Origin of the sequence: Gilliamella sp. B2969, from assembly GCF_026536195.1 — a bacterium.
GTDB lineage: Bacteria > Pseudomonadota > Gammaproteobacteria > Enterobacterales > Orbaceae > Gilliamella.
The window spans coordinates 161,315-184,866 of the sequence record NZ_JAFNOP010000006.1 but is presented as its reverse complement, the minus strand read 5'-3'; the positions used below and the strand labels follow the sequence as shown (position 1 = coordinate 184,866).

Genomic DNA, 23,552 nt, shown 5'->3' with positions numbered 1-23,552 from the left:
TTATCGGTTAAAATATTATGAATAGCTAATCGAAAATGGAAAGTTAAAATATCAAAAAGTGTGATATTTATCATAATTCCAACAAAATTTTATTGCTTTTTGAGGAAAAAATAATAAAAAACCCGATACATTGGTCAATATCGGGTTTGCACTTTAACATTAGATTAAAAAAATTATTGAGCTAGTAACTTATTCATTGTCTGAATAAATTTACTCGGATCACTAAGCGAACCTTTTTCGGCAAGCAGCGACTGATCTAATAATAATTCAATCCAATCCTTGAATGCAGCTTCATCTTGGGTATCGGCAATGCGTTTAACCAAGCTGTGATCAGGATTAATCTCGAAAGTATATTTTATATCTGGCGCTTTTTGTCCTGCTGCGGCAAAGAGTTTAGCCATTTGTGTTGTCATTTCATCAGCAGCCGTAGTCACAATTGCTGGCGTATCCGTTAAGCGATGGGTTAATTTGACTTCTTTAACTTTATCACCTAATACTTTTTTGACTCTCTCAATAAATGGTTCAAGTTCTTTTTCAACTTGTTTTTGTGCTTCACTATCTTGATCGGCTAATTTTTCGATTGATTCGTCTGATTTGCTGATTGATTGGAATTGTTTACCATCAAATTCAGTTAAATTGCTCATCATCCATTCATCAATACGATCAGAAAGTAATAAAACTTCAATACCTTTTTTACGGAATAACTCAAGATGAGGACTATTTTTTGCTGCGCCATAACTATCAGCAGTAATATAGTAAATTTTTTCCTGACCATCTTGCATGCGGCTAATGTAGTCTTCTAATGAGACAGTTTGTGCATCACTATCACTATGGGTTGTAGCAAAACGCAATAATTTAGCTATCGCTTCACGGTTAGCAAAGTCTTCACCTGTACCTTCTTTTAATACTAAACCAAACTCACTCCAGAATTGTTGATACTGTTGTTTGTCGTCTTTGTCTAATTTTTCAAGCATCTGTAATACACGTTTAGTACACGCATTACGTAAACTTTGGGTAATTTTATTGTCTTGCAGAATTTCACGCGATACATTTAGTGGTAGATCATTTGAATCAATTAATCCCTTCACAAAACGTAAATAGTTAGGCATAAATTGTTCCGCATCATCCATAATAAATACGCGTTGAACATAGAGTTTTAAGCCGTGTTTGTTATCACGATTCCACATATCCCAAGGTGCTTTAGATGGGATATAAAGTAAACTAGTATACTCTTGTTTACCTTCAACTCGATTATGACTCCAGCTTAAAGGATCAGCAAAATCGTGAGAAATATGTTTATAAAACTCTTTATATTCTTCATCAGTTATTTCAGATTTGCTTCTTGTCCAAAGCGCTTGAGCTTTATTAACTTTTTCCCATTTAACTTCTTTACTTTCTTCGTCTGTGGTTTGTACTTCAACCGGAAGAGAAATATGATCAGAATATTTGCTGATAATTGATCGTAAACGCCAGTCATCTAAAAACTCTTTTTCATCGTCTTTTAAATGTAATGTGATTTCAGTTCCTCGGGTTTCTTTATGATCATCAGAAATAGTGTATTCACCTTCTCCGGCTGATTCCCACATGACGGCTTCATCTGCATTTGCAGTAGCGGCGCGCGTTCTAACGGTCACTTTATCAGCAACGATAAATGCGGAGTAAAAACCGACACCAAATTGGCCAATTAACTGACTATCTTTAGCTTGATCGCTACCAATTGATTCTAAAAATGCTTTGGTGCCTGACTTAGCAATAGTGCCAAGATTTTCAATGACTTCGTCACGAGTCATACCAATACCGTTATCCGAGATTGTTAGCGTACCGGCATCTTTATCGGTTGAAATACGTACGCCTAGTTCACCATCACCGGCGTATAGATTTGGGTTTTCTAATGCTTTAAAACGGAGTTTATCGGCAGCATCAGATGCATTAGAGATCAGTTCACGTAAAAATATCTCTTTATTAGAATATAAAGAGTGGATCATTAAATGAAGAATCTGTTTAACTTCGGATTGAAATCCTCGTGTTTCGGTTCCTTGCTTACTCATTGACTAGTACCTCTTACTCTATTAAGTAAATTCAATTAACGATTGCGACCATAATGATTGTTAACTTATTGATATACTTTAACGATTATTTTAAAAAAAATATCAATACAATAAGGCATTAACGTTAATCGAATAACATTGTTTTAACCATATGATTTATTGTTGTATTGGTATATGGGAATAAAAAAATCGTTTTCAATAGACGTTTGCAAATTTAGTGGGTAGTTTGCTGGTTTTTTGTAAAGTTGCCAAAAAAGCCCTGACATTAATTCAGGGCTGATTAACAACTTTCTAATGATTATTCTGGTGTAAATCCAAAAATAAGAATCGCGATAATTGCTACTGGAATAACAAATCGTGTCAATAAAGTCCAAACAATAGTCCAGAATGAATTTAAGTTGAGCTCTTGACGGATGCGTTTTTGATTCATCATCCATGCACCAAAAATAACCGTACCTAGTCCTGTGACCGGCAACATAATTTTACTGGTTATGTAGTCAAGAATATCAAAAATATTTTTGCCAAATAGCGTTACATCGGCCCATTTGTTGAACGATAAAATACAGGCAATACCTAATGCCCAAATAATAATACTACTTACAGCGGTTGCTGTTTTACGGCCCATATGTGTTTTTTCTTCTAGCAATTCAACTGTTGGCTCGAGTAAAGAGATAGAAGAGGTTAATGCAGCAAAAGTTAAAAAGATAAAGAATAAAATACCTAAAATTAAACCACCACCCATATTACCAAATGCAATTGGTAACGTAACAAATATTAAGCCTGGACCAGAACCTGGTGTTAGATTGTTGGCAAAAACTAATGGGAAAATCGCTAAGCCAGATAAAACAGCCACAATAACATCTAATATCACGACTGTACGGGCGGTTGATAACAAGTTAACATCCTGTCCTAAGTAAGAGCCGTATGCCATCATAATACCCATACCTAATGATAGACTGAAAAATGCATGTCCCAACGCAGCTAAAATAGCCGTTCCGTTTAATGCTGACCAGTTAGGTGAGAATAAGAATTCACAAGCTACACCAAAAGACGGTCCACTTGCATAAGCCGCGTAACCTACTAATACTAATAGTAAAATGCCTAAACCTGGCATCATCACTTTACAGCCACGCTCTAAACCTGCTCCGACACCTAAGGCAACAATAAATGCAGTTGCAAACATAAACACGGTATGCCAAGTGAGTAAACTAGTTACATTACCAAGGAAGTCAGTAAAAATTTGTCCGGTAATTTCGCCTGTTGCGTTTTCAAAGGTCCCTTCTGCTGCCAGCACAATATAATCTGTAGCCCATCCACCGATTACACTATAAAAAGATAAAATTAAAAATGAGCCAAGTACACCAATAATACCAACCCAACGCCATGATTTAGAACGTCCCTCAGAAGCGGCGACATCTTCCATTGTATGAATCGGATTTTTTTGCCCGCGGCGACCAATTAACCATTCTAAAACTAAAATTGGTAGTCCAATCATGAACATGAACAGTAAATAGGTGAGTACAAATGCTGAACCACCCATTTCACCTGCCATATATGGAAATTTCCAAATATTACCTAAACCCACTGCAGAACCCGCCGCTGCAAGCATAAATCCCATGCGAGAGCTCCATTGTGAGTGACTTTTCTTCATAGTACCTGTACTCATGAATATCTTTTCCTTTACTCTTAATTAAACGTTTAATTTTAGTGTAAACAAATGCTCAAAAAGCTTTTTTATTAAAAAAATTAAGTGTTAGATCATGCCATGAAACCAAGCTATAAACAAGAAAACATTACTTTATTTACTATATCTGTCTAAAATTTTAGCTTGACGTTATTAGTAAATTAGCATCTATTACTGAATAATTTTTATATTAATTATTCTATTAGATTGACTTTGTTCATTAAATTAATGTCAATAAAAATTAGCCTACAAGTAAAGTATAAAAAACTTATTTTGATAATAAAAATAAACGATTGAATGAATGTAACCAGCCAGCTGTAATTTCTATTAGATTTTTATTATGATCATCATAATTAATGAACTAAGAATAGTTTGGGCAATTTGTTGATAATTACTGATAGTTAGAATATAGTTAATTTCAGTTTTGATAATCTTATAATACATAATCATGTCACAAAATATCGATATTAATGAAATCAATAAATTTTCACAGATGGCTGCCCAATGGTGGGATCCCAATGGTAAATGTAAGCCACTACATATTATTAATCCATTACGAGTAGACTATGTTAAGCAAAAGTGTGGCTCATTAGAGCAAAAAAATGTATTAGATGTAGGATGTGGTGGGGGAATTTTATCTGAAAGTTTAGCCAAACTCGGTGCTAATGTTACGGCAATCGATCTAGCTGATGAATCATTACAAGTGGCAAAATGCCATGCACAACAAAGTGGTCTTTCTATCACATATTTAAAACAGACCGTTGAAGAGCATGCTGACCAAAAAAGTGATTATTATGATATGATTACGTGTATGGAATTATTAGAACATGTTCCTGATCCCTTTTCTATTATCAACGCTTGTGCAAAATTACTTAAACCTGGCGGAAAACTATTTTTATCAACCATTAATCGCAATTATAAAGCTAAATTAATGTTGATTTATGGTGCTGAATATATTGCAAGACTAGTACCAAAAGGCACACATGACGCCAATAAATTTATTCGTCCGTCAGAGTTAATGCTATGGGTTGAACAATCAGGTTTAGAGGTTAAAGATATTATTGGAATGGAATATCATCTACTTAAAAATCAATTTACATTAGGATCGAATGTCGATGTGAATTATATTATGATGGCGCAAAAAGAGATTAATAATGATTATGAGTAAGTTAAATTTTTTGATATGTAAGTGAACAAACACTTAATAAAATATTAAATTTAACTAGTTTTTCATAAAAAAGAAAGGTAGAATACGTCGGCAATATTTTATCAACAATTCAACTCAATGGTGAATATTGTCATGTCTCGTATCGTAAAAGAAGCCCTCACATTTGATGATGTGTTATTAGTTCCCGCTCACTCATCTGTATTACCTAACACTGCTGATATTAGTACTCAATTAACGAAAACAATAAAACTTAATATTCCAATGCTTTCAGCTGCAATGGATACGGTTACCGAATCCGATCTGGCTATAGCCCTTGCTCAAGAAGGTGGAATTGGTTTTATTCATAAAAATATGCCAATAGACGTTCAAGCAAATCATGTTAAGCGTGTTAAAAAGCATGAAAGTGGTATTGTACAAGATCCAGTTTCAGTGTTACCAACAGCAACAATACAGCATGTTATTGATCTTGCTAAAGAGTATGGCTTTGCCGGTTTTCCTGTTGTCACCAAATCGCAAGAATTAGTGGGGATTATTACTGCACGGGATGTAAGATTTGCCACCGATTTGTCGTTACCGGTTACTGCAGTGATGACCCCTAAAGAACGTTTAGTAACGGTCAATGAAGGTGAAAAACGTGAAAGTGTTCTGCAAAAAATGCATGAACACCGCGTTGAAAAAGTATTAGTCGTTGATGATAAATTCCACTTAAAAGGCATGATCACCGTTAAAGATTACAATAAAGCGGAGCAAAAACCGAATGCTTGTAAAGATGAAAAAGGACGCTTGCGTGTCGGTGCTGCGGTAGGTGCTGGTGCTGGAAATGAGGAACGCATTGCTGCTTTAGTTGAAGCGGGTGTCGATGTGCTGTTAATTGACTCTTCACATGGTCACTCCGAAGGCGTTCTTGAACGTATTCGTCAAGCTCGCAAAGCGTATCCTGATTTACAAATAATTGGTGGTAATGTTGCAACGGCCGAAGGTGCAAAAGCCTTGATCGATGCGGGTGTGAGTGCAGTTAAAGTTGGGATTGGTCCAGGTTCAATTTGTACAACGCGTATTGTCACTGGTGTGGGCGTACCACAAATTACAGCGATTATGGACGCTGTAGAGATGGCACAAAAATACAATATCCCAGTTATTGCCGATGGTGGCATACGTTTTTCGGGTGATATTGCTAAAGCGATTGCAGCAGGTGCTTCGTGTGTTATGGTTGGATCGATGTTTGCTGGAACCGAAGAAGCACCCGGTGAAATTGAATTATTCCAAGGCCGAGCTTATAAATCTTATCGTGGAATGGGGTCATTAGGTGCAATGGCGAAAGGTTCTTCAGATCGATATTTCCAAACTGATAATGCCGCTGATAAATTAGTACCTGAAGGGATTGAAGGTCGTATCGCTTATAAAGGCTTATTGAAAGAAATCGTCCATCAACAAATGGGCGGATTACGCTCTTGTATGGGATTAACTGGTTGTGCCACAATTGATGAATTACGCACAAAAGCTAAATTCTATCGTATTACTGGTGCAGGCATGAAAGAAAGTCATGTACATGATGTACTTATTACTAAAGAACCACCTAACTATCGTGCAGGTGTTTAAAATCCAATAAAACAGGGATCATTGATTAAATGATCCCAATCTAACATAATTAATTCTCTATAAAACAATTTGTTATTTTTAAATAAATTGTTTCAGTTATTGCATAGTTGTATTTTCTGCGTTTGACTACTCTAGATAAAATTTAAATATCAATCTCTCTGCTAGATTCTTTTAAAACTAACAACGTTTGTCAAAATTGCTATCAGTCATTCAATAAATCTCACTGTTTGAAATTAATAGGAACAAAAAATCGTAAATTTAAAATAATTAACAATCAATGACAATTTTTAACATAAATAACCGTTACAGGTGATATTAATTACTTTATGATACCCAAATCATTTTTGCTTTTATAGTATTGAAATATATGAAAAAAATAATTTTTAATTAAACGAAAATAACCATATAGATTTCTGCCAAAAAACAGGTATAGCGTTACAAGGAGCGGTAAAAATATGATTGAAAAGGGATATCGTTTTATATTATTTTGTCTTCGATCGAGTGTGATCCCCATATCTAAGGGTTTAACAAAAAAACAATTATTGACTTACTTTAAAGCGTCGTTATTAGAACATTTTTTTATTTATTTTAAGCTTGTTAACAAACCTATAGGTTTAATGCTTAATACGCTTTATCTTCATCTCTTTTTTAAAAAGACAACCCTAATAATTGTTGGCTTACTGTTACTCCCTTTTACTTGTGCCAACGCATTGATCGCCGCGACAGCGAAAGCAATAGAAGGGAATGCGCCGCAAGTAGCCAATATAGATTTGGCCGCTAGTAAACATGGATTTACCGTAGGTGGTGTATTTTATAGTGAAGCAAGCAGTAATATGAAAGGGAATGAAGTTAATCTTTTTGACGGTAATTTAAAACCATCAAGTTTTGCAGTTAAAAACTTTTACTATGATTCGTTAGATAATAAATTAAACTATGCCGATAAAGATGGCGATCAGATAGATACTTATAAACCTTTTCTACTCAGTTTCACGAGTTCTAATTGGTATGATGCAAATGGTAAAGCGTTAACCAATATTAGTCAAAGATTGGCTTGTGATAATGCGTATACACTGCCATTAACGTTAGAGATTACCGCACAATTAAAAACTTATTCTAAATATGGCATTCCTAAAGAAAGTGATTATGTGCCAGTGACTAAACGTTATCAAATTTCTCATAAACCGACAGTTTGTTACGCACAACCTAATCTAGCAAACGATTCAAGTAATAATACCCAATATCAAGATTTAGATGGTCCCGATTGGGGCAAAGGAAAAGGATTTATTCCACAAGATATTAATACAGCTGCTAAAAATTTTCCAAGTACCGGTTCAGATAATTTAAGATTTTATTTGTTATTAAGCGGAATAACACCGCAAGAAGTCGTCAATATCAATGGTAGCACAATTAAATCAAGTTCAGGTAATGTTACGTTATTGCTATCAGCGGAAAATACGCCGGGTTGGGGTAATAGTAGTAGTGTAAGTGCGGTAAAAATAGTACTAAAAGGACCAACAACTTCAACTGCCCCTAAAAGTTTTTCTCCTGTTACTTTTCAGTTATATTCTGACAAAGCTAAGCAGAATAAACTCTACAGTTTTACTATACAACGTTGGTATATCACCCCATCAGCCGATCTTGTTTCAAATCAAAATGGCGCAATATCTTATTGTCGAGGCATTGGTTATCGACTGCCGAGTGTGGCTGATTATACTAATGCTAATACTTCGATGTGGTCTGGCGGAATACCGGGTCGTAATATAAATGGTTACCGTCGTCAATTAAGTTATAGAGGAACGAACGGCAAATGGATAGGCGGATTATTTAACGAATGGGGCACCATGTTTAATCAACCTATTCATTATCCTGGCACAAACTGGGCAACAAGGCATCCTATTGATTGGTATTGGACTATCGATACTTATCAAGGTAACCCATTAAGAATTGATGCTGGTGATGGGGACATGTGGTATGACGATCCAAGCTATAGCTCACATCAAATTGCTTGTGTTAGTCCATAACTGTGATGATATTATAGCCTCAATTTTGTTATTAGTTGTTTTATATACTGAATTGAGGTGGGGTATTACAAAAATAAAAAACACATATTGGCTTAATAAACGATTTACCACTGTTCAGATCATGTTGTTGTGTGTTTTATACTCTAAAAAACTTGATAATTGAGCCCTGATGAGGGCAAGATTGCCAACAAACTTAGAATCTATCATTTATAAATGAGTGAAGTAAAAAATTTGCCCAGACACAAATAGTGATCTGGGCAGAATTTTTATTGCTGTACAAATTGTTATGAACACGACAAACAACTCAATAACCTTTGCTGATTTTAAGTTAAATCAGCAAAGTACATGACAGTTATTTGATAGCTTTGGCAACAATTTCTTGCGCTTCTTTTTGTAATGTTGCTAAATGATCGTTACTGATAAAACTTTCAGCATAAATTTTGTAAGCGTCTTCTGTGCCTGAAGGTCGAGCTGCAAACCAACCGTTTTCAGTTATCACTTTCAATCCACCAATTGGTGCATTATTTGCCGGCGCCGTAGTTAAACATTGGGTAATTTTTTCACCAGCAAGCTGGTCTGTTGTTAACTGGCTGGCATCAAGTTTAGCTAATTTTTGTTTCTCAGTAAAAGAGGCCGGTGCTTGTAGCCGTCCATAATATGAAACACCAAATTTTGCTTCAAGTTCTTGGTATTGTTCTTGTGGATTTTTTCCTGTTTTTGCCGTCATTTCAGCTGCTAGCAAACATAAAATAATACCATCTTTATCGGTTGCCCAAACTTTTCCATTCGTTCTTAAAAAAGAGGCGCCAGCACTCTCTTCGCCGGCAAAACCTAATGTTCCGTTGTAAAGACCATCAGCATACCATTTAAAGCCAACTGGATATTCTAAATATTTTTTATTAAGGCTATTAGCAACGCGGTCGATCATTGAACTCGTTACTAATGTTTTACCAATAGCTATGTCTTTATGCCATTGTGGACGATTTTGGAATAAATAATTCACACAAACAGAAAGGTAAGCATTTGGATTCATCAATCCTTTTGGTGTTACAATACCATGACGGTCAAAATCGGTATCGTTACCAAACGCTAAGTCAAACTTATCTTTTAATTGCAATAATCCCGCCATTGCCCAGCGGCTAGAACAATCCATTCTAATCACTTCATCATGATCAAGGTGCATAAAACTAAAAGTTGGATCGATTTTATTGTTGACAATATTAAGTTTAATACCATATTTGTCAGCAATTCTTGGCCAATAGGTGATACCGGCTCCCCCTAATGGATCAACGCCAATATTAAGATCAGAAGATTTAATTAATGCTAAATCTAAAATGTTTTCAAGATCATTTACATAATCAGTTTCGTACTCTTTAGTATGTATGTAAGAGGAGTTAATCGCTTTGTCTAAAGAAACACGCTTCACGCCATTAAGTTTATTTTTTAGTAATTCGTTAGCGCGATTTTCGATTTGCTTTGTGATATGCGTATCGGCCGGACCACCATTAGTCGGATTATATTTAATACCGCCATCTTCAGGCGGATTATGCGAAGGCGTAATTACAATACCATCAGCCAATTGTGATTGTTTGCCAAGGTTATACGTTAAAATAGCATGTGAAATAACTGGCGTTGGGGTAAATCCCCAATCTCGAGCGATAACAACGGTTTGTTCATTAGCGACAAACACTTCTAATACTGATTTTAATGCCAACTCTGACAAAGCATGGGTGTCTTGACCAATAAAACATGGACCCGTAATATTATTTGCCTGACGGTATTCTGCTATAGCTTGAGCAACGGCTAAAATATGATCCTCATTAAAGGTACCTTTGTTGGAACTACCGCGATGACCTGAGGTACCAAAAATCACTAATTGACTTGCGTTTTCTATATCAGGGCTAATGTTATAGTAATTATTTCTTAATGCTTCAACGTCAATGAGATCAGACGGTTCAGCTAATAATCCTGCCCGGCTAGGGTTTGCCATTTTATACTCCTCTTTCATAAATTATCTATTTATATCTATGCTACAAGCTATAGTTGTTTATTCTTTAATAAAAGCATGTGATTTTATTTATTCTGCGATGAAAAAATTTCAATCACTCGATTAATCATATTTTCTGATATACCCATATCACTCATAATTGATTCAATAATATAGATTTTTCGGGCTGTATTGGTATTGCTGATCACCCAATACGGCGTGCCAATTACTTCACGCGGCTTTGTATTTTTACCGGATGTTTCTAATGACTCTTTATCTTTCGCCAAATATTGCCGTTTACTGCCATGCAGTGATGTAGCCGCAATTGAAAATAAAGCTGGGTTATAATTGTAAAGCGCACCAAGTAACAATATAAACCGATTTATAATTGATTTTTCATTAACAAAAGTATCACTCGTTAGTAAGTCATTAAATAAGGTATATTGATTGTCTGCTTGACTGGTAGTACTAATTGTTGTTTTTACAGGTTGATTGATCTTTAACAAACGACGCAAAATACTTGATGCATCTTCACCAATATGTTTAGTTTGTGCTGCAATAAATTGATATAATTCTTCGTCTATTTCGATAGTTTTCATTATGTTAATTATGCCTATTAAGTTATTTTACGGGACACCCTTGCGCTGCAATTGCAATATTGTCGAGTTGATGCAAATTACTGCCTGCATTCTCTGATAAACAATCTTTATTTTTACTCTCAACAATTGCTTCATTATCTAATTTTTGTTGTTGATTGGTATCATGGCAGGCACATATCATAACTGATAATATTAATTGAAAAAATAACCGTTTCATATACTTATTGTATGGTAGATAAACTATTAACCTGAGTATAACTCAACTTGCTAAGAAATAATATTATCTAGTGATAAAATAGTGAAAATGATATTGTCGTTTTTATAAAAGAATATTATGCTAAAAAATAGTATGAGCATGCTCATACTCAAATTATATGAGGAATAAATTATGAAAAAAATCGTCACTTTAGCTATTTTAGCAGCAATTTTAACGGGTTGTGGTAATAGTGATATATATTCTGGCGATGTTTATACAACAGATCAAGCAAAACAGGTTCAACAAGTTAGTTATGGTACAGTTGTGTCTGTTCGCCCAGTGAAAATCCAAACTAATGCCTCTGATGGTAGCAGTGAAAATATTTTAGGTTCATTAGGTGGTGCAGTACTTGGTGGCGTTTTAGGTAATACAGTCGGTAATGGTACCGGGCAAGCTGTAGCGATTGCAACTGGAGCAATCGGTGGTGCAGTGTTAGGTAGTGCAATTGAAAATCAAGCTAGCCAAACCAGTGCTGTTGAGTTAGAAATTCAACGAGAAAACGGCGGCAATATCGTTATTGTACAAAAAGGATCTGCTAATGATTTTTTTGCAGGGCAAAAAGTACGTTTAGTCAGTAATGGTAAACAAATTAGCGCATCACCTCGTTATAATAGCGAAATTAAGAAGTAATTTTCCCTTTTTTCTAAATAAAATAGACTTTGCTTGTTAGCGTTCTAAGCGAAGTCTATTTTCGCAAAATTATTCATTTAACTATCTTCAGTAAGTCGTGCACCAATAAAATCTTCAAGGCTTTCTCTTCAATCCATATCAAATATTATCAATATGCAAATTCAGGCATAAAAAATTTGATTGGCTCGTTGTGAATATATAAAATTATTGAAATCATTATTACTACAAAAGGAACAATAAAGCGATGCGTATATTACATACTATGATTCGTGTTGGTGATTTACAACGATCAATTGATTTTTATACTCGTATAATGGGCATGCGATTATTAAGAACGAGTGAAAATACAGAATATAAATATTCACTTGCTTTTGTTGGTTATCATGATGAATCAGCCGGTTCAGTTATTGAACTGACCTATAATTGGGGAACACAAAGTTATGATCATGGTAATGCTTTTGGGCATATTGCTATTGGCGTTGATGATGTTGCGCAAATGTGTAGTAATGTCAAACAAGCAGGTGGCAAAGTAACGCGTGAAGCCGGTCCAGTAAAAGGGGGCAACACAATTATTGCATTTATTGAAGATCCCGATGGTTACAAAATAGAGTTGATTCAAAATGATCAAGCTGATAAAGCATTAGGTCATTAAAATTAAGGTAAATCATATCGCCGATCAAATTCGGCGATATTGTTGTAAAAAATGAATTTACTAATTTACATTAAGGCTTTTATGTCAAAGCTAGCAAAATTATATAGCGCTAACCTATGAGTTACTATTTTGCTAGTAAACTTCTAAGTAGGTTTTGATTAATCATTGCTTGTTTCTGCTGTTCTAAACGTGTAGCTGTGATAATTGAATTTAATGAATTTAACGAACAATCAAAATCATCATTAATAATAATATAATCATATTCATCATAATGTGAAATTTCGGCTTGAGCTTTTTGCATTCTTTTATCAATTACCTGATCATCATCTTGTCCACGCTTCTTGAGTCGATTTTTTAGCTCTTCAATTGATGGTGGCAAAATAAAAATGCTTTTTGACTCGGGCATTTGCGCTCGTACTTGCCTTGCACCTTGCCAATCAATATCTAAAAAAACATTTACTCCATCAATTAAACTTTTTTCGATCTCATCTTTTGAGGTGCCGTAATAGTTTTCAAATACATGCGCATACTCAACAAAAGCTTGTTGATTGATCAACGATTCAAACTGTTGATGATCAACAAAATAATAATGTTCACCATGTTGTTCACCAGGCCTTGGTGTGCGAGTTGTATGAGAAATAGAAACTCTAGCTGGATGATGATCTTTTTGCGCTAAATAAGCTTGAATTAGACTTGATTTACCCGCACCACTTGGTGCTGAAATAATAAACAAGGTTCCTGTATACATAAAATTTTATCACTTAGTATGAAAAGGTTGATTAGATAACTAAAATAAGATAACTAAAACGAAATGCAAATATTATAACAAAATAATTTGCTAGATTGTGGTATAGCAAACATCAAATTACATATGTTTATACTGGATGCAATGATAGGTTGTTAAAGTTTTTGCAATTTAATAAGTTAACAATATACTGACAATACATCAAAACGACTATAAAAATAATTAAATTGAATTTTGTTAATCAAAAAGATAAATTTGATCAAACGCTAATTTTAGCAGTAATTTTTTAAGGTATAGATATAAAAAATATAACAATATAGTTTTGATGAAGGTATCAATAAAATAGTACACAAAAATAATAATTGCAAAAATTTTGTGTCATATTCATGTCTGGTTTATCTTTATTTAGCAATAAAATTTTTAACTATCATTGAATCTAGGGTGAATAATATAGCCCATATACCCCTATAACAGTATTTTTCTTCGTTTAACCACGTTATATCAAGCAGCGAAAGGCTAAAGATAAAATTACTGCTCAATGATGAAAAACATAATATTGATCAAAAAAGGATAACTAGTAATATGACAAATACCAAAATAAAGAGAGTAAGTTAATCAACAAAATCAATTTAAAAATAACTATTTAAAATGATTTGATTTGTTACTAATTAAATTTTAGTTAAAACTGTGATGACTCTATGTCATAATATTGTCATTTAAACCAGAGCTAAGTGGAGTAAATTATGCCATTAAAATATTATGGTGCCAATGCAACGCTTTCAACAATAAATACGACCTCATTTAGCCCTTCACCTATCATAAAAACTGAATATAAAGCGAATAAGACTATGACTGAAAATAAAAAAATGCCAATAAATGCCCAATCTAGTCCTGAAGTAGAAAAAAAATCCAATTTATCAGCTACTAAAAATAATTCAAATAAAGTGCCCACTTCAAAGTTAGCCATCTTAGCGATTGCTTTAACAATCGGTTTAGGCGGCTTTGTTTTTTATCATGGACACTTGCAAGTCGAAAATCAAAAAAAGACAATTGCAAGCCTACAAGTTGAACTTGCCAATTTGAAACAAAGTACCAAAGATAGTATTGTTCATGATTTGCAAAATAGCATCACCGATGCGGTAAACAAGCAAAATCAACAATTTTCATCGCTGGAACAGCGCGTTGATCGCCAACTCAATGAACAACAAAAAAATCAACAACAGTTAACCAATCAAATCAATGACGCCTCAAAATTAACTGAACAAAATTTGCATAATTTAAACGAGCGTCTTTCGGCCATGTCAACAACAGATAACAGTGTGTGGTTGATTTCACAAGCAAATTATCTGGTGCATCTAGCGGGTAGAAAAATTTGGAATGATCAAGATTATACTACCGCTCGATTATTGCTTAAAAGTGCCGATGAAAGTTTAGCGCAAGCTGATGATCCTAGTTTGATACCGGCAAGGCAAGCGATTAATCAAGATATTACTTCACTGTCAAAAGTCAGTTTTGTTGACTATGATGGTATTGTGATGAATTTAATCGGACTTTCTGAATCCCTAACGGAATTACCTTTGGTTGGAAATTACAAAGAAATAGATTTAGGGATGACACAATATAATGATGACATATCATCAGCACAATCAGTTAATACGCCGACTAATTCAAAAGAGCTAACCGAAGAGCCAACAGAGAAAAATAGTCATCACGAAATAACGTCGTCTGTTTTCGATTGGTCGAATAATTTATTGACTAATGCTCAGTCATTTTTGGATAAATTCATCACCATTGAAAAAATTGACGAAAATGAGAAAAATTTTGCTACTTGTTTATCTAAAGCTCAAAAAGATGAAAAACAGATTGTGAGATGTCAAATATTGAAAACACCACTAAATTTAGAACAATCACTTTATTTACGCGAAAATATTCGTTTTCGTTTATTGATTGCAGCTCAGGCTGTACCAAGACATCAAGATCTTGTTTACCAACGCGCTTTAAGTGATGCTGCATTGTGGGTTAATGCTTATTTTGATGGTAATGCGCCTGATGTTAAGGCTTTCTTAGATGATCTTGAGAATTTACAAAGTCAATCAATCAGTAATCAATCTGTTCCAGATAAGTTGGCAAGCGCGACGGAATTAGAAAAATTAATGCAATCGCGTGTGCGTTCAATGATGGCTAAATAGGAGAATAATAATGCTAAAAATATTGATTATTTTTTTAGTGTTGGTGGCGGGTTTTTTGTTAGGACCGCTATTACAAGGTCATCAAGGTTCAGCTGTTTTTGAAGTTGCAAATTATAAAGTCAGTATGTCATTTAATTCATTTGTCATACTTGAGTTATTAGCTTTATTTTGTTTATATATTGTTTATTGGTTTTTAAAGAAAATTTTTAATTCCAAAACAATTTTAGGGGAATGGTTACGTTCAAAATCACCTAAAAAAGTTGTTAAACGGCTTGAGATGGCACAAATTTCACTACTTGAAGGCGATTATCAACAAGCCAGTAAGTTTTTTATGAAATCAGCTAAAGTATCGAACAATTCGGCATTATCTTATTTGCTTGCTGCACAAGCGCAAATCGATAATGATGAATTGGTTTCAGCCAATCAATCTTTGGAACAAGCTGCACAAAACTGTCAACCTAACGAGATATTTGCTTTCAAACTGGTACAGATACGTTTACAAATTAAAAACCGTGAATATGCTTCAGCGCGAACAACAATAGAGCAGCTATTGAATGAAAAACCACGTCATCCAGAAGTATTAAGACTTGCCGATCAACTCTTTTATGATATGGGTGATTATCAAGCTGTGATTGATTTAATGCCTGCTATGTACAAAGTTAAGGCTTATAGTGAATCTCAATTAGATCAATTTAAACAAGCCGCTTATATTGGTCGCATTAAGCAATTGTCAGCTGATAGCGATCCATTAGCATTAATAAAATGGTGGAAATCACAACCTAAAGCAATTCTAAATAATATGGCGTACCAAAAAGCAATGGCGAATTATCTTAATCAAGTAGGACAAACAGCTGAAGCTAATAAGATTATAAATGCTATCAATAAGCTTGAAAATAAAGAGAGAACATAATAAGCAGGACAGCTGTCCTGCTTTTTTCAATTTATTAGGTTAAAAAGAACCGTATTGCTGACATCGCACACATGCCTGTTACCACAATTAACATTAGATTTTTAGTCAATAGTGCCACAATAATCGTTGGAATCGCCGCTAAGCAATATTCAAGATTAAACTCAGGAAACGCGCCAGGTTTTACAATAAACAGATTTTCTACAAATAAGGCAGTTAATATACATATAGGAACATAGGATAAAAAACGAGTCACAATGTCAGGTAATTGTAATTTTCGTACTAATATGAATGGAATAATTCTAGGTAACCAAGTCACTAACCCTGATCCTAATATAATCAGTAAACTATAAATACTCATGCTTTACGCTCCATGGCAACGCCGATAAAACATCCTGCAAACGTACTGGCCAGTATTGCCAATTCAGCGGATAAAAATCGTAATAAAAAAATTAATACGATAGTTACAGTCAACATTGCCAATAGTCGATTTTTCATGCGTTTATTTTTATCACTTATAAGTTGTAAATATAAAAGACCAATAAACATAGCAACTAAAGCATAATCTAAGCCAAACTGGGCAGGATCGGGTAACCATTTGCCAATTAATGCTCCAATCAAACAAGATAAAATCCAAGCTAAGTAAGCGGTTAAATTCAGGCCATGCATCCATGCACAATTGATTGGATTTTTATTCGCAATTGCATTCATCGCGACCGCAAAACTTTCATCGGTTAATAAGCTGCCTATTGCAATATTATTCAATAAAGAATACTTTTTAAATGTTGGTGCAGTTGCCATGCTCATTAAAAAATGGCGAGAATTAACTAAAAAAACTGTAAAAATAATAGCTGAAATTGGTGTTGCAACAATCATTAAACCGGTAATAATAAATTGTGCAGCGCCCGCATAAACCATTACTGCCAATAAGGTGACTTCTAAAATTGATAAATTTGCTGCTTTACCCACAGCTCCAGCTGCAATGCCAATACCAACATAGCCAAGTAATGTTGGTATACATGCTTTAACCCCGTCATTAAATGTTAATGCCATCGTATTCTCTTAATCATTAAAATTTTATAATTTAAAAAATGTAGCTAATCAATTGGTAAGTTTTATCGCTTTTATAATATCAAAAACAATTGATTAGTGAGTAATTATATTTTCATAAACTTCTAATTAGTTAGCTTGATATATTTTTTATTTTATTACCGATGAATTCTTTTCAGTGTTAATCGGTAATTTGATCCTTGCCTCTTGTTATTTGATATAACGTGGCAAAATTTATTGTGGTATCTTCAACTGCTGAGCCTTAATTGCATCCATTTTAGTCTTATTTTACGGTAATCCGCTGTCGATTTAATACTTGGGTGCGGCGTACACAGCTTTCGGCAAACCGTTTTCAAAGAACCGGATTACGTCCTTATTCTGTTGTGACATATGTGATAAATATCTGGTTACAAGGTAAAAAATGTACCGTGATATTTGCGACTTTACCAAAATCATCGCGGGCTGATGGCGGTGGTTGAGGCAATGAAATTTCGGTCGAGTCACTTTTATCATATTGTTGAATGATATTTATTTCATCATAATCCAAATTCATGGCAGGTAAGTTTGACGCGCAGGTCCCCATCTTAGATATGGCAAGACGACTCAATAAATCTTCATCGTCATACTGGGGATCCAGTTAGCTCTTAATACAGCAGCGCCACAAGTTGAGCCGCCGCCCCTTTTTTTACCCACATCTTCATCATCAATTTCTGGCGTGTTAAGGGCACCACCACTACCATTTCGGTCAGAAGTAAGATTTTTATAATTACATTTAATTGTTTCTATCTGTGTGCATAGGTTTTATTGTTACTCAAGGCCATTTTTACAATCGGCTTAAAACGATTGGCACAACTTGTTAATAGAAGTGGTACTGCCAAAAGAGTTTATAGGTGTTTTTATCTCATTTTTCCTATTATTTTTCATCATGTTGATAACTTATGTGACTAGAACCATTTTTGTTTGAATTGGGAAAGTTTTGCATGGCAGCATTGAGTATATTTTGATTATTTGCGCCATTTACTAATAATACGTTTTGCCATAGATGCTGCTTGGCAACAGTGAAAATTCTATGACTTGTTACAATTAGATGGGTCAGCTGTTTATGCTCTAAATTGCTGTACAGTTCAAGTTGGTTTAAGTGTTCCAAACTGGTAATAATGATAGTTTGTTCGGCAATGTTGTGAGATAAGATATCGGTTGGATAGATTATTGGTTCTCGGCAATAACATTCAATTGGGATTACTTTCGCGTTTCGACCAATGAGTTCTTGTGCTAATAGTTGCCTGCCGACATTACCGCATAATAGTAATACAGTATGATTTTCTATTACTTCGGACTGCAGTCTGATTAAAAGTCCTTCGCTGTTTTCTTGGGCTGGGTAATTAACGTTTACTGTTGTCATTTGATTAAAAAGGTCAGCTGACTTTTTACCAATTGCAAAATAACGGACGTTAGTGGGGAGGTTTAAACGGCAAAGATAAGTCTTTATTGCATAGCTTACTTGTGGTGAAACTACAATAACCATATCATGAGGACGGAGTTTAGTGAGTTGTTCTTGTAAATTTAACAGATCACGACCCGGTAAAATTTTAAAAAATGGCAAATGCTTCGCAGGTAGATTTGCTTGGTTTAATAATTGGGTTAGTTGTTCACCCTCAGGTGAGGGTCTAGTGACAAAAATCATCCGTCATTTAATTCCTGTAATATAGATTTGGCACCTTGTTCTAGTAAATGTTCAGCTAGTGTTTGCCCTAATTTTTCAGGATCGTTAATGCTACCTTCTACTGTTGCTTTGATAATTTTCGAACCATCAATACTTCCAACTAGACCTTGTAAGGATAATATATCATTATTTAATTGACTATAGCAGGCGATAGGGACTTGGCATCCCCCTTGTAAAGCTTTATTCATCGCTCTTTCAGCTTGAATGCAAATCCGGCTATTTTTATCATCAAGTACAGATAGAATGTCTAATAATGGTTTATCATTTGCTCGAGTTTCAATACCAATGGCACCTTGACCAACGGCGGGTAAAATTGAGCTGATATCGATATATTGCTTGATTCTATCTTGTAAATCTAATCGCTTTAATCCTACTGAAGCTAAGATGATTGCATCATACTCCTGATTATCAAGTTTTGCTAATCGGGTTCCAACATTTCCACGTAGATCTTTGATCTGTAAATGGGGGTAGTTAGCTCGTAGCTGGCATTGGCGGCGTAAGCTTGATGTACCGACAATTGCACCATTAGGTAGTTCATCTAAATTGGAATAGTGATTAGAAATAAAGGCATCGCGCACATCGTCTCGTTGACAAATTGTCGCAAGGGTTAAACCTTCAGGAAATTGTGCAGGAATATCTTTTATTGAATGAACCGCAATATCAGCTTGGTTAGTTAATATAGCTTGTTCAAGCTGTTTAACAAAAAGACCTTTACCGCCAATTTTGGCAAGTGGACTATCAAGTATGATATCACCTTGAGTCATCATCGGTATAAGCTCGACAGTTAAATTCTTATGTGCCAAGAGTAGATTTTGTTTAACAAAATTAGCTTGCCATAATGCTAAAGGGCTTCTTCGAGTTGCAATGCGAATCTTCAATTGATTTTCCTATTGTATAGCTAAGTGTAGTTGTTTTTTTAGTTTAAATGAGCTCATAGTTTAGTCTGAATAGCAAAATACTGTTACTATTCAGACCGTTTTTCAATGATTAGAGCTTATCTACAAAATTCACCGCATAACCAATATAATTAGCTGGTGTTAGCTGTTTTAATCGAGTTTTTTCCTCTTCAGGTAAATCTAAGGATTCAATAAACTGTTTCATGCCCTCTGCATCAACTCGTTTGCCACGTGTTAATTCTTTCAATTTTTCGTATGGTTTTTCTATACCATAACGGCGCATCACTGTTTGGATTGGTTCAGCTAATACTTCCCAATTACGGTCAAGTTCGTCAAGCAAGTATGCTTGGTTTACTTCTAACTTATTTAGGCCTTTTAAGGTTGATTGGTAAGCAATAATCGCGTAGCCAATCCCAACGCCTAAGTTTCGTAATACAGTCGAATCGGTTAGATCGCGTTGCCAACGAGAAACCGGCAATTTACTGCCTAGATGATTCATAATGGCATTGGCAAGACCTAAATTACCTTCTGAATTTTCAAAATCAATTGGATTGACTTTATGTGGCATGGTTGACGATCCGATTTCGCCTGTTACCGTTTTTTGTTTGAAGTGATTTAAAGCAATATAGCCCCAAACATCGCGATCGAAATCGATCAGGATAGTATTAAAACGCGCAACACAATCAAAAAATTCAGCGATATAGTCGTGTGGTTCAATTTGAGTTGTGTAAGGATTCCATTTTAGGCCTAATGAACTAACAAACGCTTCGCTTAAATTGTGCCAATCAACATGCGGGTAAGCTACCATATGCGCATTATAGTTACCGGTAGCCCCATTTATTTTTCCTAATATTTCAACGGATTGAAGCTGATTAAATTGGCGTTTTAATCGATAGGCAACATTGGCAAACTCTTTGCCAATAGTTGTGGGTGTAGCGGGTTGTCCATGGGTTCTAGCTAGTAAAGGTAAGTTGCAATACTCTTTTGCTTGCAACGTAATTTTATCAATTACTTGTTGCCAATAAGGTAGTAAAACAGTCTCTTTTGCTGTTTTTAGCATCAAAGCATAAGATAAATTATTAATATCTTCAGAAGTGCAAGCAAAGTGAATAAACTCATTAATAGCATGGAGTTCTTCATTCGTACTGACTTTCTCTTTTAGAAAATATTCAACGGCTTTTACATCGTGATTGGTTGTTTTTTCGATCGCTTTAATGCGTAATGCGTCGTCTTGATTAAATTGTTCAACAATTTGGTTTAAATGATGAGTGGCTGACTGACTTAGTGCTGGAATTTCAGGAATATTTTCTTGTGAAGCTAATTTTTGTAACCAACGAACTTCAACTTCAACGCGGTATTTTAATAAACCAAATTCGCTAAAAATGGTACGTAATTCTATTGTTTTATCACCATAACGACCATCAATAGGTGAAAGGGCTGTAAGTGCAGATAATTCCATCGGTTCAACTCCGTGACTCTATTTAAGTATCATATAAAAATATAAATTAAATTGTTGTATTGATATCTTGTAATAATTGTTGTGCCGCATTATTGATTCGTTTTCGACAAAATAAAAACTGTAATCGACCACCTCCAACTTGATACCATAACATTGCAGAACGAACACAACCCAGTAGCGATGTTCTTACTTTAGCTTGCACTAGTGAGTTTTGTAAAAATTCTGGTTTGCCTATAACTTTTATTTTGGTCGCTAAAGGACTAATAATATCGGAGTAGATCCCCGCTAATGAGTATGATAAATCTTCAATATTGTTATTAATGGTATCAATATTTGTATCGGGGTAAAGACTAGCAATGCGTTTAAGTCGCTGATCGATCTTATCTAAAGCATTATTATTTTTTATTAATTTGCTGGTAATATTTAATGTGCCAAAAAGATAACGAATAATTTCGATCTGCTCTTTTTGCCCTGAAGAGAGCAATTGGATAAGTGTTTGTAATCCCGTTTTTATGTTTTCAAGTCCATCATAAACATCTGCTGTTGTTCTGGGCGAAGTTTCAAACACGCTTTTAATTGATCGTTCATAAAGCGCGTTACTGCATACCCCTGTATTGGCCAGTTGAGGAATTAATATCGCACTTTGTGCAACACCGGCAAGGGCTATAGCAATATGATGATATTTATTATTCATTTTAAAACTCCTTATTGCCCATAATTCTCTCTTCTATAATACCACCCCCAAGGCAAACTTCACCTTGATAAAAAACAGCGGATTGTCCTGGCGTTACGGCGGCAACAGGATGAGCAAAGATCACTTCAATTTTATCCTCAGATAAAGGATTTACACGGCAAATAATATCTTCTTGACGGTAGCGAGTTTTTACCGTGCAATTAAATGGCTCAGTGACGACTTGCCTATCTACCCAATGCAATTGACTGGCAATTAATCCATTTGAAAAGAGGGCAGGATGATCGTGTCCTTGCGCTACAATTAATTCATTATTGATAAGATCTTTATCAACAACATACCAAGGCGTATCATCGGCTTGTTTTAAACCACCAATGCCAAGTCCTTTACGTTGTCCTAATGTGTGATACATCAAACCTTGATGTTGACCAATGACTTTGCCATCCACGGTTCTGATAGGACCGGATTTAGCCGGTAAATAGCGCGCAAGAAATTCAGTAAATTTACGTTCGCCAATAAAACAGATTCCTGTTGAGTCTTTTTTGGCAGCAGTGGCTAAACCTAATTGTTTCGCTATTTCACGAACTTTAGGTTTTTCAAGCTCACCAACAGGGAAAAGGCTTTGACGAATTTGTGCTTCGCTTAGTGTGTAAAGAAAATAACTTTGGTCTTTGTTGTTGTCGATGCCCCGTAATAATTCGACCTTGCCGTTGTGCTCACGTTTGCGTACATAATGCCCTGTTGCAATAAAATCTGCACCAAGATCTTCGGCTGCATATTCCAAAAATGCTTTAAATTTGATTTCTTTATTACATAAAATATCCGGATTAGGTGTTCGACCTGCTTTATATTCGGATAAAAAATGTTCAAATACATTGTCCCAATATTCAGCCGCAAAATTGATTGTGTGCAATTTAATATTCAATTTATCACATACGGCCTGAGCATCAGCTAAATCAACGGATGCAGAACAATATTCTTCGGTGTCGTCTTCTTCCCAGTTCTTCATAAATAATCCAACAACTTGATAACCTTGTTGCTGTAATAAATATGCTGAAACAGAAGAGTCAACGCCGCCAGACATGCCGACAACAACTTTTTTGGATGTATTTAAATTTGGCATAATAACAAAATAATTAGACTAAAAATTTAGGACAATTCTATCATATTTGGATAAAAAAGCATAAAGCTATACCTGTATCAATTTGGTTAATTCTGCAAAGCTTTTTGCAATAATTGGGCCTACGC

General features: G+C 34.8%; 21 protein-coding genes. 7 read left to right on the top strand and 14 right to left on the bottom strand.

From position 1 onward, the window contains the following. Positions 1 to 173: 173 nt before the first annotated feature. Together htpG and J3U66_RS07260 are read right to left on the bottom strand one after the other, a co-directional pair. Positions 174 to 2,048, bottom strand: coding sequence for a molecular chaperone HtpG (gene htpG, locus J3U66_RS07265; protein WP_267333055.1), 1,875 nt, complete (start codon positions 2,046 to 2,048; stop codon positions 174 to 176). A 298-nt stretch (positions 2,049 to 2,346) separates the two neighbouring features. After that, positions 2,347 to 3,714: a sodium-dependent transporter gene (locus tag J3U66_RS07260; RefSeq protein ID WP_267333054.1), complete on the bottom strand. Its 1,368-nt coding sequence runs from the start codon at positions 3,712 to 3,714 to the stop codon at positions 2,347 to 2,349. Positions 3,715 to 4,180: 466 nt separating this feature from the next. On the opposite strand from J3U66_RS07260, the gene ubiG reads away from it, so the two are divergent. From ubiG to J3U66_RS07245, 3 genes are all read left to right on the top strand, one after another. After that, a complete protein-coding gene (gene ubiG, locus J3U66_RS07255) occupies positions 4,181 to 4,900 on the top strand; it encodes a bifunctional 2-polyprenyl-6-hydroxyphenol methylase/3-demethylubiquinol 3-O-methyltransferase UbiG (RefSeq protein ID WP_267348552.1) in 720 nt (239 codons plus the stop codon). A gap of 132 nt (positions 4,901 to 5,032) precedes the next feature. After that, positions 5,033 to 6,499 (top strand): IMP dehydrogenase, encoded by a 1,467-nt coding sequence (guaB, locus tag J3U66_RS07250; protein WP_267348550.1) that lies wholly within the window; start codon positions 5,033 to 5,035, stop codon positions 6,497 to 6,499. Between the two features lie 455 nt (positions 6,500 to 6,954). Beyond that, positions 6,955 to 8,520 (top strand): hypothetical protein, encoded by a 1,566-nt coding sequence (locus tag J3U66_RS07245; RefSeq protein WP_267348548.1) that lies wholly within the window; start codon positions 6,955 to 6,957, stop codon positions 8,518 to 8,520. A gap of 352 nt (positions 8,521 to 8,872) precedes the next feature. Here the strand turns inward: J3U66_RS07245 and pgm are convergent, their stop codons facing one another. The 3 genes from pgm to J3U66_RS07230 form a co-directional block, all read right to left on the bottom strand. Then, positions 8,873 to 10,510, bottom strand: a complete 1,638-nt coding sequence (gene pgm, locus J3U66_RS07240; RefSeq protein ID WP_267348546.1) for a phosphoglucomutase (alpha-D-glucose-1,6-bisphosphate-dependent) — start codon at positions 10,508 to 10,510, stop codon at positions 8,873 to 8,875. Between the two features lie 83 nt (positions 10,511 to 10,593). Beyond that, complete coding sequence (locus J3U66_RS07235; RefSeq protein WP_267333049.1) at positions 10,594 to 11,106, bottom strand: hypothetical protein; 513 nt, start codon at positions 11,104 to 11,106, stop codon at positions 10,594 to 10,596. A gap of 22 nt (positions 11,107 to 11,128) precedes the next feature. Next, positions 11,129 to 11,323 (bottom strand): hypothetical protein, encoded by a 195-nt coding sequence (locus J3U66_RS07230; protein ID WP_267333048.1) that lies wholly within the window; start codon positions 11,321 to 11,323, stop codon positions 11,129 to 11,131. Between the two features lie 168 nt (positions 11,324 to 11,491). Here J3U66_RS07230 and J3U66_RS07225 point away from each other — a divergent pair, with 168 nt between their 5' ends. Together J3U66_RS07225 and gloA are read left to right on the top strand one after the other, a co-directional pair. Then, positions 11,492 to 11,992 carry a glycine zipper 2TM domain-containing protein gene (locus J3U66_RS07225; RefSeq protein WP_416379557.1) on the top strand — a complete coding sequence of 167 codons (501 nt, stop codon included), beginning with the start codon at positions 11,492 to 11,494 and terminating at the stop codon, positions 11,990 to 11,992. A 244-nt stretch (positions 11,993 to 12,236) separates the two neighbouring features. Next, a complete protein-coding gene (gene gloA, locus J3U66_RS07220; protein ID WP_267343867.1) occupies positions 12,237 to 12,644 on the top strand; it encodes a lactoylglutathione lyase in 408 nt (135 codons plus the stop codon). A gap of 124 nt (positions 12,645 to 12,768) precedes the next feature. Here gloA and gmk read toward each other — a convergent pair whose 3' ends face one another. Further along, a complete protein-coding gene (gmk, locus tag J3U66_RS07215) occupies positions 12,769 to 13,392 on the bottom strand; it encodes a guanylate kinase (protein WP_267333045.1) in 624 nt (207 codons plus the stop codon). Between the two features lie 740 nt (positions 13,393 to 14,132). Here gmk and J3U66_RS07210 point away from each other — a divergent pair. Together J3U66_RS07210 and J3U66_RS07205 are read left to right on the top strand one after the other, a co-directional pair. Then, a complete protein-coding gene (locus tag J3U66_RS07210) occupies positions 14,133 to 15,578 on the top strand; it encodes a uroporphyrinogen-III C-methyltransferase (protein WP_267348544.1) in 1,446 nt (481 codons plus the stop codon). Positions 15,579 to 15,588: 10 nt separating this feature from the next. Further along, positions 15,589 to 16,488 (top strand): heme biosynthesis HemY N-terminal domain-containing protein, encoded by a 900-nt coding sequence (locus J3U66_RS07205; protein WP_267333043.1) that lies wholly within the window; start codon positions 15,589 to 15,591, stop codon positions 16,486 to 16,488. A 34-nt stretch (positions 16,489 to 16,522) separates the two neighbouring features. Here J3U66_RS07205 and J3U66_RS07200 read toward each other — a convergent pair whose 3' ends face one another. The 8 genes from J3U66_RS07200 to mnmA all read right to left on the bottom strand — a co-directional run bounded on the left by J3U66_RS07200 (position 16,523) and on the right by mnmA (position 23,427). Further along, a complete protein-coding gene (locus J3U66_RS07200; RefSeq protein ID WP_267333042.1) occupies positions 16,523 to 16,846 on the bottom strand; it encodes an AzlD domain-containing protein in 324 nt (107 codons plus the stop codon). Then, positions 16,843 to 17,538, bottom strand: a complete 696-nt coding sequence (locus J3U66_RS07195; protein WP_267333041.1) for an AzlC family ABC transporter permease — start codon at positions 17,536 to 17,538, stop codon at positions 16,843 to 16,845. Before J3U66_RS07195 ends, J3U66_RS07200 begins: the two co-directional genes overlap by 4 nt. A gap of 370 nt (positions 17,539 to 17,908) precedes the next feature. Further along, a complete protein-coding gene (locus J3U66_RS07190) occupies positions 17,909 to 18,142 on the bottom strand; it encodes a hypothetical protein (RefSeq protein WP_267348542.1) in 234 nt (77 codons plus the stop codon). A 306-nt stretch (positions 18,143 to 18,448) separates the two neighbouring features. Next, on the bottom strand, positions 18,449 to 19,219 hold the full coding sequence (locus J3U66_RS07185) for a uroporphyrinogen-III synthase (RefSeq protein WP_267333038.1): 771 nt from the start codon (positions 19,217 to 19,219) through the stop codon (positions 18,449 to 18,451). After that, a complete protein-coding gene (gene hemC, locus J3U66_RS07180; RefSeq protein ID WP_267348540.1) occupies positions 19,216 to 20,136 on the bottom strand; it encodes a hydroxymethylbilane synthase in 921 nt (306 codons plus the stop codon). The genes J3U66_RS07185 and hemC overlap by 4 nt, the downstream gene beginning before the upstream one ends. Positions 20,137 to 20,245: 109 nt before the next feature. Beyond that, entirely contained in the window at positions 20,246 to 21,613 is a 1,368-nt protein-coding gene (gene purB, locus J3U66_RS07175) for an adenylosuccinate lyase (RefSeq protein ID WP_267333036.1), read from the bottom strand. Between the two features lie 46 nt (positions 21,614 to 21,659). After that, positions 21,660 to 22,307 carry a high frequency lysogenization protein HflD gene (gene hflD / locus J3U66_RS07170; RefSeq protein ID WP_267348538.1) on the bottom strand — a complete coding sequence of 216 codons (648 nt, stop codon included), beginning with the start codon at positions 22,305 to 22,307 and terminating at the stop codon, positions 21,660 to 21,662. A 1-nt stretch (position 22,308) separates the two neighbouring features. Continuing rightward, entirely contained in the window at positions 22,309 to 23,427 is a 1,119-nt protein-coding gene (gene mnmA, locus J3U66_RS07165; protein WP_267333034.1) for a tRNA 2-thiouridine(34) synthase MnmA, read from the bottom strand. Positions 23,428 to 23,552: the final 125 nt, after the last annotated feature.

What these genes read in the sequence shown, in the direction of transcription:
- htpG (WP_267333055.1), bottom strand. Translation starts at nt 2,048, where the DNA reads ATGAGTAAGCAAGGAACCGAAACACGAGGATTTCAATCCGAAGTTAAA.
- J3U66_RS07260 (WP_267333054.1), bottom strand. Translation starts at nt 3,714, where the DNA reads ATGAGTACAGGTACTATGAAGAAAAGTCACTCACAATGGAGCTCTCGC.
- ubiG (WP_267348552.1), top strand. Translation starts at nt 4,181, where the DNA reads ATGTCACAAAATATCGATATTAATGAAATCAATAAATTTTCACAGATG.
- guaB (WP_267348550.1), top strand. Translation starts at nt 5,033, where the DNA reads ATGTCTCGTATCGTAAAAGAAGCCCTCACATTTGATGATGTGTTATTA.
- J3U66_RS07245 (WP_267348548.1), top strand. Translation starts at nt 6,955, where the DNA reads ATGATTGAAAAGGGATATCGTTTTATATTATTTTGTCTTCGATCGAGT.
- pgm (WP_267348546.1), bottom strand. Translation starts at nt 10,510, where the DNA reads ATGGCAAACCCTAGCCGGGCAGGATTATTAGCTGAACCGTCTGATCTC.
- J3U66_RS07235 (WP_267333049.1), bottom strand. Translation starts at nt 11,106, where the DNA reads ATGAAAACTATCGAAATAGACGAAGAATTATATCAATTTATTGCAGCA.
- J3U66_RS07230 (WP_267333048.1), bottom strand. Translation starts at nt 11,323, where the DNA reads ATGAAACGGTTATTTTTTCAATTAATATTATCAGTTATGATATGTGCC.
- gloA (WP_267343867.1), top strand. Translation starts at nt 12,237, where the DNA reads ATGCGTATATTACATACTATGATTCGTGTTGGTGATTTACAACGATCA.
- gmk (WP_267333045.1), bottom strand. Translation starts at nt 13,392, where the DNA reads ATGTATACAGGAACCTTGTTTATTATTTCAGCACCAAGTGGTGCGGGT.
- J3U66_RS07210 (WP_267348544.1), top strand. Translation starts at nt 14,133, where the DNA reads ATGCCATTAAAATATTATGGTGCCAATGCAACGCTTTCAACAATAAAT.
- J3U66_RS07205 (WP_267333043.1), top strand. Translation starts at nt 15,589, where the DNA reads ATGCTAAAAATATTGATTATTTTTTTAGTGTTGGTGGCGGGTTTTTTG.
- J3U66_RS07200 (WP_267333042.1), bottom strand. Translation starts at nt 16,846, where the DNA reads ATGAGTATTTATAGTTTACTGATTATATTAGGATCAGGGTTAGTGACT.
- J3U66_RS07195 (WP_267333041.1), bottom strand. Translation starts at nt 17,538, where the DNA reads ATGGCATTAACATTTAATGACGGGGTTAAAGCATGTATACCAACATTA.
- J3U66_RS07185 (WP_267333038.1), bottom strand. Translation starts at nt 19,219, where the DNA reads ATGATTTTTGTCACTAGACCCTCACCTGAGGGTGAACAACTAACCCAA.
- purB (WP_267333036.1), bottom strand. Translation starts at nt 21,613, where the DNA reads ATGGAATTATCTGCACTTACAGCCCTTTCACCTATTGATGGTCGTTAT.
- hflD (WP_267348538.1), bottom strand. Translation starts at nt 22,307, where the DNA reads ATGAATAATAAATATCATCATATTGCTATAGCCCTTGCCGGTGTTGCA.
- mnmA (WP_267333034.1), bottom strand. Translation starts at nt 23,427, where the DNA reads ATGCCAAATTTAAATACATCCAAAAAAGTTGTTGTCGGCATGTCTGGC.